This window comes from Nocardia goodfellowii, from assembly GCF_017875645.1.
Classification (GTDB): domain Bacteria; phylum Actinomycetota; class Actinomycetes; order Mycobacteriales; family Mycobacteriaceae; genus Nocardia; species Nocardia goodfellowii.
Genome location: NZ_JAGGMR010000001.1, coordinates 7216433 through 7227921 on the forward strand (window position 1 = coordinate 7216433; position 11489 = coordinate 7227921).

The following is an 11489-nucleotide window of genomic DNA, read 5'->3' on the forward strand; positions in this document are numbered from 1 at the left end:
CGCCATGAAGGTTGTGATCGCCGGGTCCTCCGGGCTGATCGGGACAGCGCTCGTCGCGGCCTTGCGCCGCGACGGGCACGAGGTGGTCCGGCTGGTGCGCCGGGCCACCGGCCGTTTCGGGCGAACTGCGAGCAGTCGCTACGGGTCGGCACCCGACGAATACAGCTGGGACCCGGTCCGCGCCGAACTCGACGCTCGCGCCCTGCGCGGCGCGGACGCGGTCGTCAACCTGTGTGGCGCTTCGATCGGCGGGCGGCGCTGGAACGGCGGCTACAAGCAAGAACTGCGCGACAGCCGCCTCACGCCGACCGACGTGCTGGCTTCCTCGGTCGCCGCCGCGGGAGTGCCGGTGCTGGTCAACGCCAGCGGCGTGCACTACTACGGCGGCGCCACCGGCGACCGGGTGGTCGACGAAACCGCCCCCGCCGGAACAGGTTTCCTCGCGACGCTATGCCGCGATTGGGAAGCGGCCACCCTGCCCGCCGCGACCACCGGCGCGCGGGTGGTCCTGTTGCGCAGCGCCCCGGTTCTCACCCGGCAGGGCGGCCTCCTCGGCCCGCTGAAGCCGCTGTATTCGCTGGGTTTGGGCGGCCGATTGGGTAACGGCCGCCAGTACACCCCCTGGATCTCGATGGACGACGAGATCGGCGCGATTCTGTTCGCGCTGACCCACGACATCGTCTCCGGCCCAATCAACGTCGTCGGCCCAGCGCCGGTGACCAACGCCGAATTCAACCGCGCGCTCGGCAGAGCCCTGCGCCGCCCCGCCCCTTTCGTGGTCCCCGCCTTCGCCTTGCGCGCCATGGTCGGGGAGTTCGCCGACGAGGCCATCCTGCACGGTCCGCGCGCGATCCCCGCCGCGCTGGAGCACGCGGGGTACCAGTTCCGCCACCCCACCATCGGCGCGGCATTGGCGGCCACCATCGGTCGCGAGGGCGACGAGCGCTGAACTGCCCGGGGGGCGGAACCGGCTAGTGACCGCCGAGATCGGGAATGGTCACCGAGCCGTCCTCAGCCAGCGGAAACCCCGGATTGTGCGCGACCTCCCAGGCGTGACCGTCCGGGTCGACGAACGCACTGGAGTAGAAGCCGACAGCGTTGACAGCCGCCGGTTTGGTGATGGTCCCGCCGGCCGCCACCACTGCCGCGAGCAGCGCGTCGACCTCCGCCTCGGACCGCACGTTGTGCGCCAGCGCGATCCCGCCGAACCCCGCCACCTGACCGGGTTCCAATCCGCAGTCGACAGCCAGCTTGTCGCGATCCCACAGCACCAACCCCAGACCACCGGCCTGGAAGAAGACCGTCTCCTCGACTTCTTGCCCCCGCCAGCCCAGCGCCTCGTAGAACCTCTTCGCGCGAGCGAGATCGGAAACCCCCAGGGTGACCAGAGTGATGCGCTGCTCCATAGGGTCACGGTACTTTCGATCCTCGATCCCCAAAGGGACGAACTTGCCGCGGCGGGCGATTCAACGCGCCGCGCACGGGCTGGTTCAAATCTTGTGCAATACGGAGCTCGAGGTCACCGAGACGCGATGGCGCTCGCGGTGATTACCACCCCCGGTTCCTGTGATCTCGGTCGATCACGGGACCGTGGTAGCGAAACACGCGCGAGTATCGGCGACAATCGGGTGGTCCAGCACCTACGACAGAGGCGACCGATGACCGACACCGAGCTACGTCCCCCCACCGTCATCCGCGCTGCGCGAGAAGACGACCTGCCGGCGATCCTGGACATCCACAACGCCAATATCGCCGCGTCCACCGCCATCTGGGATACCGATCTCGTCGGGCTCGACGATCGCCAGGCGTGGTTCCGGGACCGCACCGCCGCGGGTATGCCGATCCTGGTCGCGGAGATCGACGGTGAACTCGCCGGCTACGCCTCCTACGGGCAGTGGCGGCCGAAGTCCGGATATCGCTACTCCGTGGAGAACTCGGTCTACATCGCTGACCGCTTCCACCGCCGTGGCCTCGCCACCGCCCTGCTCACCGAGCTGATCTCCCGCGCCGCCGCCTCCGGCCGCGTGCACACGATGATCGCCGCCATCGAGTCCTCCAACACCGCCTCGATCACCCTGCACGAACGCTTCGGCTTCGTCACCGTCGGCGAATTGCCCGAAGTCGGCCGCAAGTTCGGCCGCTGGATGGACCTCACCCTCATGCAGCTGACGCTCCCGCTCGAACGCGCTGTGTGATCGCACGGCGCCGGCCGGACCCCTCGGCACGCCATTCCCTCGATGGCACAGGCCGTTGGTTAAGCCACCGTTAATCCCGCGATCCGGTGGCCCGAAGCGCGCCGGGGTCCCTGTACCCGGCGTGCACTCTGGGCGTAGCGTCAGAAAGGTGAACGACACGCGCACCACTCGGTCCGCCAGATTCGATCCGACCCCGATCGTGGTCGAGGATCTCGGGCTCATCGATTACCACAGTGCTTGGGACCTGCAGCGCACCATCGCCGCGGAACGAGCCGAGGGACTGGGATCCGATCGGCTGCTGCTGCTCGAGCACCCGTCGGTATACACCGCGGGCCGCCGCACCGAAGCCGAGGATCTGCCCATCGACGGCAGCCCGGTCGTGCAGGTGGATCGCGGCGGCAAGATCACCTGGCACGGCCCCGGACAGCTCGTCGGCTATCCCATCGTGCGGCTCGCCGAACCCGTGGACGTCGTGCACTATGTGCGCCGCCTCGAGGAAGCCCTGATCTCGGTCGTCGCCGGTTTCGGCCTCACCTGTGGCCGCGTCGAGGGCCGCTCCGGCGTGTGGCTGCCCGCCACCGACCTGTTCGCCGAACGCAAGATCGCCGCGATCGGCGTGCGCGTGCAGCGTGGCGTTGCCCTGCACGGCATCTCGCTGAATTGCACCGCCATGGACGGCTTCCAGGCCATCATCCCGTGCGGCATCCGCGACGCCGGCGTCACCACCCTCTCGCGTGAGCTGGGCCGGGCCGTCACCGTCGAGGAAGTGAAGCCCTTGGTCGCCGCCGCCATCGTGCGCGCCCTCGACGGCGAGTTGCCAGTTACCGACCACGATATTCCCCGTGTCGGAAATGCCACAGCCGCCGACACAGCCCGTCCGGCCGATTTGGCCCAGGCGTAAGGTCGATCACGTGACCTCAGCTCAAGCCCCGGCAGGACGCAAACTGCTGCGGATCGAAGCGCGCAACTCGGAGACCCCGATCGAGCGCAAGCCCAAGTGGATTCGTACCCGCGCCACCATGGGCCCCGAGTACTCCGAACTCAAGGGTCTGGTCAAACGCGAAGGCCTGCACACCGTCTGCGAAGAAGCCGGCTGTCCCAACATCTTCGAATGCTGGGAAGACCGCGAAGCCACCTTCCTGATCGGCGGCGAACAGTGCACCCGCCGCTGCGACTTCTGCCAGATCGACACCGGCAAACCCGCCGCACTCGATCGCGACGAGCCCCGCCGCGTCGCCGAGAGCGTCCAGGCCATGGGCCTGCGCTACTCCACCATCACCGGCGTCGCCCGCGACGACCTCGAAGACGGCGGCGCCTGGCTGTACGCGGAAACCGTCCGCGCCATCAAGGCCCTGAACCCCGCGACCGGCGTCGAACTGCTCATCCCCGACTTCAACGCCGTCCCCGAGCAACTCGCCGAGGTCTTCTCCTCACGCCCCGAGGTGCTCGCGCACAACCTGGAGACGGTCCCCCGCATCTTCAAGCGCATCCGCCCGGCCTTCCGCTACGAGCGCTCGCTCGCGGTCCTCACCGCGGCCCGCGAAGCCGGCCTGGTCACCAAGTCCAACCTGATCCTCGGCATGGGCGAAACCCCCGAAGAGGTCACCCAGGCCATGCGCGACCTGCACGAGGCAGGCTGCGACATCCTCACCATCACCCAGTATCTCCGCCCCTCCCCCCGCCACCACCCGGTCGACCGCTGGGTGAAGCCGGAGGAATTCGTGGACCACTCGAAGATGGCCGAGGAGATCGGCTTCGCCGGCGTCATGGCCGGCCCGCTGGTCCGCTCCTCCTACCGCGCGGGCCGGTTGTACGCCCAGGCAATGGCCCACCACGGCCGCGAAATCCCGTCTGACATGGCGCATCTGGCTCAGGAAGGCACCGCCTCCCAGGAAGCCAGCTCGGTCTTGGCGCGGTTCGGCAGCTAGCTCAGGAGCCCCGCACGTCGATGCCGTGCGGGGCTACCCGGTCACCCCGATGAACAGAGACACCCTCCCCAACCCGGTCGCCACCGGCCGCCTCCAATGGCTTTCCGGCTCACGACGCCCCGGCCCACCACCCGGGCCCGTCTTCACGGCGAAAGCCCTCCCTGGCATCACCACGATTCGCCTGCACGACGTGCTGCTCAGCATCCACATCGAGCGCACCGGCCAAATATCAGCAGAGGGCGAACTGGTCCAGGTCGGCTTCCTCATCCCCACCCTCGCCGACCCCCACCTCTACCCCGGCGCGGGCTGGACCATCCTGCGGGGATTGCGGCCGGTCGCGGAACTCTCGATCAAAGCGGTGCTGATCAAGGCTTCGTACTGACCACACACTCACCCGCGCGCCACGCTGATAGCGGGCGTACAGTTCCGGGTCGCCAGGTCCAGCATCGCCACGACGACGCGTTTGAGTAGTGCCACTGTGAGTTCTCGATGTGGCGCGGGATCTCAGTGGCCATCGTGCGGATCCGTTCGAGCACCGACTCGGTAGCGTCGAGGTGCCGCAAGCGTCGCCGGTGATCGGATGCCAGGGCAAGCCGCCACGAGCGTTCCGCGAGTCGCTCGAATTCCGCCGCGCCCGTATGCGATACGGACAGCTCGGGTCGGCGCAGGCTGCACCGTCCAGCCACCCTCCGCCGAGTCGAATCGATCCCGGAACCGGACAATCCCTACGACAGGACCGCGGTTCGGTCCGTTTCGGTGGCTGCACGGAGAGTTACCTCCCCCGTGAAGGCGCACTCCGCTATCACCGTCCGCTGCGCGAGGCCTACGATTCTCCCGGCAAGCCGCAGTTACGATTATTCCGAGTGGTTCGAGAACGGTTGTAGCTTAACCACATCGATACGGAGTTATCCGATGGCGACATGGCACCCGGCTCGCCGGGTATCGGCTGAGGAGATCGCGCGAGCGCGGACAGCAGCAGGCGGTTGGTCTCGCGCACAACTCGCGGAGTGGGGTGTGCCATGGCCACCCCCGACCGGCTGGAAGCAAGCGCTAGCGGACGCTACCGAGGACGCCGACCGCATGGTTGAAGCATGGACCGCGGGTACAAGTCTCGGCGATCCGGGCGTTGGCGGCTGGGGCGCGGTGCTGCGATGGGGCAACAGAACCCGGGATATCGTTGGCGCCGAGTCCCACTCGACCGTCGACCGGATGGAGTTGATGGCCGCAGTTCAGTCACTCGAGTGCCTGAACCGACCGACCCGGATTCGAATTCATTCCGGCAGTTCGTACCTTCGAGCTGGGTGCCTCCGCGAAGCCGGCTGCGGTCGACAGGCCACCAGTAACATCGACCTCTGGCAGCGGCTGGAGACTGCCGCAAATTCGCATCGAGTGACCTGGGACTGGGCACAAAGCACCTTCGAGAACCCCGACGCCGCACACGCATTCGAACTCGCACGAAAGGCAGCAATCGAGGATGCGGCCCCGTCCTTTTGCGTGCATGAGATGAGGATCAACGAGTGCGCATACTGCACACCGCGTCGCCCCGGAGTCCTCTCGCACGGCTGGCGGACCGAGGGCGGAACCGTCTACCACAACGATCGCGACTGCGACTGGCTGCGCAAGGGGCAACGGGACGCCTTGCGGAAAGGACTGAACCTCCATGACATCGTCGCAATTGCCTGGGCCAGCGTAGATTCCACAAAGATGCAGCCCTGCGACTACTGTTGCACACCCTTGTGGGTTCGGCGCCACCGCAGTTGACAGACCGGGTCAAGATCGGCCAAGTCGCGTTCGACCAGACCCCCCGTACCAGCGGGACGCTGTGTGAGCGGAGCTACAAATTCCGGCAAGTCGGTTACGCCGCCGACCCTTGCCTACCGAAGCCGCCAGCCAGCGCCGGTCGACATCGCCTATCAACCGAACAGTTGCGAATTCTTCAGTCCAGGAGCGTGGTATCGACTGGCAGGTCGACACAGACAGCCCCGGACGGGACATCGCCATGCATCGAATCCGTCCGTCAGCGACTCGATCAAACTTCTGTGATCTGGCCAATCCCAGCGGAGCCATCGGGCGACACAGAGGATCGTCACCGATGCCGCACCAGCCAGTTTTGCCGCCACTGCCGCCCCCTGCGCGCTGGATCCGGTGGTCCAGGTGTCATCGACGATGAGCACGTTCTTGCGCTGAACATGCGGCAGCCACCGCTCCTCGATCAAATATCGCTGGTCTGTCATCTCGCGCTTGATTTCGCTCCCCGGGCCTGGTGTCAGCATAAATTTTTGCAGGCTAGGAGCGCCGCTGAGTGGAGGAACTACCGAATTAGCCAGTGCGGCTACAGGATGAGTTCGATCAGGTCTTTCCTTCGAGGGCACGAAAGTCAGTGAATCCCATGGAGCACCCAGCCAGTTCTCGAAACAGCCCCGGTGTAATTCGACCACGGAAGAAACCAGCAATTGAAGATCCTCGGCGCAATCCGCTGCCTGGGGCGTCCCTCGGTAGCCTTTATAGGCATGCATGTGATGGGCTGACTGGTGTCGCTCCCCCGCATGGTTACCGATCGCGTAGGTGAGGAGGATGGTTTTGTCCGCAAGGAGCCCCGGATAGCCCTCGCTGACCACGCGGCACCGTACGCAGGTATCGCCATCGGACGGACCACGACAGACTACACAAATACCGGGCGTGCCCGGAACGCAAGCATTGGAGAAGAATCCGCCAATCCGATCGCGTACCACACCTCTCAGCAGCAAAGCGTCATGCGACGCGTCGTGCAGCCCCTCTTCGGACGCCCTGGCTTGCTCACGGAGGAGAATCTCTGCCAGTTGACGTCTGAGCTGGTCACGCGGGGGACCTTTCACCGGATGCCCAAAAGCCTCGTTATCGTCATTCGCTGAGCGATGATGTTTGTCGCGTATTCGATAGCCGCTGCAGGGGAATCCGCAACGTATACGCCCGGCTCATCCCTGAGAGCACGACCCCACGACGTCGACTGGACCACAGTCTCGTTGAGGATGACAGGTCGCCCGTGCGCGACCGCTTCGCGAGCTTGGATCCTGGTCCCACTCTTCTCGCCCGCTTCGACGATAACCGTCGCAGTCCCGTAGGCACTCATCGTCACGTTCCGCGCAGGAAATGACCACCGGGAGGGTCCATACTCCGGCAGGAAATGGGTCAGGAGCATTCCCCGCCTGGCGATCTCGGCCTGCAGCACGCGATTCTCTCGTGGATAGAAGTGATTCAATCCATTCCCCAGAACAGCCACGGTGCGACCACCAGCATCCAGCGCAGCCTGATGCGCGGCGGTATCTATTCCCTTCGCCAAACCCGCGATCACAGTCACGTCCTGCTCGACAAGACCTCGCGAAATCCGGCGCGCGAAATCCATTCCATGGTCGGACGCGCCACGAGAACCTACAACGCAGACACCGGCATCACGCTCAACGAGGCTGCCCTGAGTGAATATGATCGGTGGCATCTGCCGAACCGATCGCAATCGCTCAGGGTATGTAGGGTCCATAAAGGTATGGAGCTGGAAGGGCGCGCTTTTCCACTCCGCTACATCGGCAACTGCCTCGGCCCACACTTCCGACTCGTCGCCGGCGCCGAAAAGATCCTCCGGATGTTCGTCGGCCCACAGTTGCCAGGCACTGCCCCTATCGCTGATCCGCTCGGTCAACCTCGACCAGTCTGTGTTTTTCGATGTAAGCCGCATCATCGCGACAATTGCCGCCCGATCACGATCATCCCCGGGCAGCGGTTGGTCACCCGCTGAGTCGTCCCAGCCCGGGGAGGCGTGCGCGTGGGTCACCTGCCCTCCTCAACTTGCTTCGAACATTCATTCGAACTATCGCATGGGGGACCGACAGGTCTCGTGGTTTTGCACCGAACCTGTCGAACGACGCAAGCGTAGCTCACCCTTACCGCGGTGCTGGCTCTTTGCGGTCAGCGTTGGGATGTTCTCGCGACATGCAACCGCCCGCCGGCTCACCGAGGTGGCGAACCGACGGGCGGTGGAACTGTCACTCGCCGCGCGCGAAGTCCGCGAGCAGACCTGGCACCGCCGCATCGAACCCGGCGACATCCAACATCCCCGCATCCGACGGATCGGCGATCGTGAAGTTCGTCGCGGTCATACCGACCACCACGAGCTTCGCCTCGGGGTTCACCTGCTCCCGGTACTGCCGGAGCGCCTGGTGCGGATGGATCTGGCCCGCCCAGGTCTCGTTGTCGGTGTACACCGTGAACACGTCGACCTCGAGCTTGCGCTCCAGCGCGTACCGCATCGGCAGCGAGCAGTCGGTCCCGCCGAACGGCAGACCCGCGGTCCGGTTCAGCACATCGTCGAGCCGTTGCCGCGGGCCGATCGGCAGCGGCGTCAGCGCGCTGTCGCGGTAGTTGTTGGTTCCCGCCGAGCTGAATCCGACGATCTCGTAGTCGGTTTCGGTGCTCGCGGTCACCATCGCCAGGGCGGCGGATGCCTCCCGCGCGCTGATCGGCAGTCCGGAAATCCCCATCGTCATCGACCCGGACACGTCCAGCGCCAGCAGGTGCCGCTGTCCGGTCGGTTCAACGGTGTCGAACGCGGCGTAGAAGGCAGCGTCGAGCGCGTCGACGATGGGACGTGCAGGCTGCCAGGTGCTTTCGCCACGCGCGCTGCGACCCGACGCATAGGTGCGCAACGCGACCAGCACCGACACCGGATGCACCCGCGCCTTGCGCAGCCGCACCGGATCGACGAGTTGGGCTGCGACAGCACCGGTCCGAGCGCCGAGCGGCGAAAGCAACCCGAGCCGAGTCAGCCGCGGCAGTTGTCGCAGCAGTGCCGTCTGCGGAATCCCGTTGTCCAGCAGCGCTTCCCATACCGCAGTCTCGTTCAGCGCGGCATCGGGCAGCATCTCCCAGGACAGCCGGTACTCTCGCACCAGCTCCGGCACCTCGCGCACCGGCGCGGCCTGCGCCCGCTGAAATCCTTCGACGAACCGCAGCCCATCCAGGGAACCACCGCGTCCACAGATCCAATCGAACAGCCGCGCGCGGTCGTCCTCCGTCGTCACCGGATGCGACAGTCGCAGCAGGTCGCGATGCGACCAGCCTTCCCGCTGCCGGTACTTCACCACCTGATAGGCCAGGTCATCGATCGACTTCGCGGTGTACCAAGCGCCGACCGCCCGCCGCAGCCCGCGACCCCAGCCGCGGAACTGCTCGATATACCGCGCGAACAGGAACAGATGAGTGCCGGTGCGCGCGACCAGCGGCAGCGCCTCGAGGGCGGTGCGCCGCCCGTCCTCGTCACCGAGCGACGCCGCGGCGGCGAGCGCGAACAGCGCCGGATTCTGCTTCGGCGCCCGGCCGGAAGTGGAGATCTCTACCACCTCACGAACCAGCTCGGCGGTTCGGCTCCGCGCGAAATCGACTACCACTGCAGCGTTTTCCTTCGCCAGCTCCTGCGCTCGCACGTAATAGGTGCCGCCGTCGACCCCCAGAACCAGGAACCTGCGCAGCCGAACCTCGGGCGTCACCTCGAAGGTGAATCCGCCCGCGTTGTTGCGAACCTGCCGCGGATCGGTCTGGGTGCGCTGCGCGGTCGCGCGGGCGTTGATGCCTGCCAGTGCGTCCATGTCGTCCTCGATTCCGTGGCGACAGCCCGCCCCCACTTGTCCAATAACAGTGGGCGAGAAGGACAGTCGTGGATTGCCGACCGGACAAGACACCGACTTGCGTCGATGCCGTCAGGAGTTGAACCTGTGAACCGGGTAACCGATCAGCGCCGGCCCGTCCTTCTCGCCCAGGCAATCCGGGGGTGGGCGGACATGTGATGCCGACCGACGTACCGCTCTGCCAGTTGAGCTACAACGACAACGCCGTTGGCGGGACTCGAACCCGCAACCTGTCCATTAGAAGTGGATAACCGACCGAACTCCGGCCCGCCCACCCCCGTCTTGCCTTACTCGCAGAACTGTAGATCGTTCCGATGCGCGCCCGCCACTGAATTTCCCGGCGATCGCGATTGCCGCCCGCAACCCCCGGCAATCGGGCACAATGACGACGCTTATCTCAATCCGATTGGAGCCCAATGCGTTTCGCCGCAACCCTGGGGGCATCCGCCCTCGTCGCCGCAGGACTGATGCTGTCGATCCCCGCTCAAACGAGCGCTCAACCGCAATCCAACTGCCACGCCTCCTACACTCCCTGCGTACCGATCACCAGCGACGTCGACTGCAAGGGCGGCAGCGGAAACGGCCCGGCCTACACCGGCCGCGTCCAGGTCATCGGCCCCGACGAGTACGACCTCGATCGCGACGGCAACGGGATCGGCTGCGAAACCAGCTGAGCGGCTATCCGAACAACCGCGCGGCAGCACCCGACCGCTTCGCCGCGCGGTCCCGGACCCGGTTCAGCGTGTACCGCCACAGCGCCGTAGCAACATCCACCGGAACCCGTGGTGTCACAGCACGTTTCGTCATCTCCAGCCGAGTCTTGCGCAGCACCTCCGCGGGCGCCTTGTCCGGATGCCCACTATCGAACGGCGGCCGCGGATCGTACTCGATCCCCAGCTGCACCATCTGCGCCGTCTCCACCCCGGCAATCTCCCCCACCAACCACAGCCCGAGGTCGATCCCCGCGGAAACCCCTGCCGCAGTGACGATCTTCCCGCTGCGCACAATCCGATCATGCGGCCGCGACTCGGCCCCGAACGGCGCCAGCGCCGACTGCGCGGACCAGTGCGTCGTAGCCGGATGCCCTCGCAAGATATCCGCCGCCGCCAGCACCAGCGCCCCACTGCACACCGACGTCGTCCACTGCGTCCGCGGATGCACCCGCCGCAACCACTCGATCAACTCCTTATCGGCCATCGCCCGCGGCGTCGACGCCTCCGACCCCGGCACCAGCACCAAATCCGGCGCGGGCGTCTCCGCGAAGGTATGCGTCGCCCCGAGCACCAGCACCCCACTGTCGGCCACGATCGGCCCGACCTCATTCGACACGAACCTGATCTCCCCCTCCGGCAGCCCACGCAACACCTCGTAGGGCCCGATCGCATCCAGCGCGGTCAACCCCGGATACAGAACAATAGCTATCTGAAATGCCATCGTGCACTGCCTCTTCCAGTGATCGTCGAACCGAGCGTGATACTTACCCGGCGATACCCCAAGTGTCGATGAGAGATTCCGAGAGGGCGCGTCCGAACTCCCCAGTCCACAATCGTCGGCACCCGATCCATCGGCTGATCAGTGGTCTCCGGCACCCGCCGAGCCGCCCCCACATACGCTGAGCTGTCGCGAGAATGGACCGTGTAAGGCGGATATAGTTGCGGGCCACTGGCTCTCGCGCGGTCGCCAGGTCTCGCCGCCTCGGCCGCGAAGCCGTG

12 protein-coding genes are annotated in these 11489 nt (G+C 66.1%); 7 read left to right on the forward strand and 5 right to left on the reverse strand.

Annotation, left to right across the window (positions count from 1 at the left end):
• Window positions 1-4 precede the first annotated feature (4 nt).
• Window positions 5-949: a TIGR01777 family oxidoreductase gene (locus tag BJ987_RS33425; protein WP_209897030.1), complete on the forward strand. Its 945-nt coding sequence runs from the start codon at window positions 5-7 to the stop codon at window positions 947-949.
• Window positions 950-971: 22 nt separating this feature from the next.
• Here BJ987_RS33425 and BJ987_RS33430 read toward each other — a convergent pair whose 3' ends face one another.
• Window positions 972-1406 (reverse strand): VOC family protein, encoded by a 435-nt coding sequence (locus BJ987_RS33430; RefSeq protein ID WP_209897031.1) that lies wholly within the window; start codon window positions 1404-1406, stop codon window positions 972-974.
• 252 nt (window positions 1407-1658) lie between these two features.
• On the opposite strand from BJ987_RS33430, the gene BJ987_RS33435 reads away from it, so the two are divergent.
• The 5 genes from BJ987_RS33435 (at window position 1659) to BJ987_RS38310 (ending at window position 5884) form a co-directional block, all read left to right on the forward strand.
• Window positions 1659-2195, forward strand: coding sequence for a GNAT family N-acetyltransferase (locus BJ987_RS33435; protein WP_209897032.1), 537 nt, complete (start codon window positions 1659-1661; stop codon window positions 2193-2195).
• 148 nt (window positions 2196-2343) lie between these two features.
• Window positions 2344-3096: a lipoyl(octanoyl) transferase LipB gene (gene lipB, locus BJ987_RS33440; protein WP_209897033.1), complete on the forward strand. Its 753-nt coding sequence runs from the start codon at window positions 2344-2346 to the stop codon at window positions 3094-3096.
• A 10-nt stretch (window positions 3097-3106) separates the two neighbouring features.
• Complete coding sequence (gene lipA / locus BJ987_RS33445) at window positions 3107-4123, forward strand: lipoyl synthase (protein ID WP_209897034.1); 1017 nt, start codon at window positions 3107-3109, stop codon at window positions 4121-4123.
• A 49-nt stretch (window positions 4124-4172) separates the two neighbouring features.
• Complete coding sequence (locus tag BJ987_RS33450; protein ID WP_209897035.1) at window positions 4173-4505, forward strand: hypothetical protein; 333 nt, start codon at window positions 4173-4175, stop codon at window positions 4503-4505.
• 698 nt (window positions 4506-5203) lie between these two features.
• Window positions 5204-5884, forward strand: a complete 681-nt coding sequence (locus BJ987_RS38310; RefSeq protein ID WP_209897036.1) for an RNase H family protein — start codon at window positions 5204-5206, stop codon at window positions 5882-5884.
• Between the two features lie 152 nt (window positions 5885-6036).
• Here the strand turns inward: BJ987_RS38310 and BJ987_RS33460 are convergent, their stop codons facing one another.
• The 3 genes from BJ987_RS33460 to BJ987_RS33470 all read right to left on the reverse strand — a co-directional run bounded on the left by BJ987_RS33460 (window position 6037) and on the right by BJ987_RS33470 (window position 9738).
• The gene (locus tag BJ987_RS33460) at window positions 6037-6741 is read right to left on the reverse strand and encodes an amidophosphoribosyltransferase (RefSeq protein ID WP_209897037.1); all 705 of its coding nucleotides are present in this window, start codon (window positions 6739-6741) and stop codon (window positions 6037-6039) included.
• Between the two features lie 233 nt (window positions 6742-6974).
• Window positions 6975-7928: a DNA-processing protein DprA gene (locus BJ987_RS33465; protein ID WP_209897038.1), complete on the reverse strand. Its 954-nt coding sequence runs from the start codon at window positions 7926-7928 to the stop codon at window positions 6975-6977.
• Between the two features lie 211 nt (window positions 7929-8139).
• Window positions 8140-9738, reverse strand: coding sequence for a TROVE domain-containing protein (locus tag BJ987_RS33470; RefSeq protein ID WP_209897039.1), 1599 nt, complete (start codon window positions 9736-9738; stop codon window positions 8140-8142).
• Between the two features lie 455 nt (window positions 9739-10193).
• On the opposite strand from BJ987_RS33470, the gene BJ987_RS33475 reads away from it, so the two are divergent.
• Window positions 10194-10451 carry a hypothetical protein gene (locus BJ987_RS33475; protein ID WP_209897040.1) on the forward strand — a complete coding sequence of 86 codons (258 nt, stop codon included), beginning with the start codon at window positions 10194-10196 and terminating at the stop codon, window positions 10449-10451.
• 4 nt (window positions 10452-10455) lie between these two features.
• On the opposite strand, the gene BJ987_RS33480 is transcribed toward BJ987_RS33475, so the two are convergent.
• Window positions 10456-11211 (reverse strand): DJ-1/PfpI family protein, encoded by a 756-nt coding sequence (locus BJ987_RS33480; protein WP_209897041.1) that lies wholly within the window; start codon window positions 11209-11211, stop codon window positions 10456-10458.
• Window positions 11212-11489 lie beyond the last annotated feature (278 nt).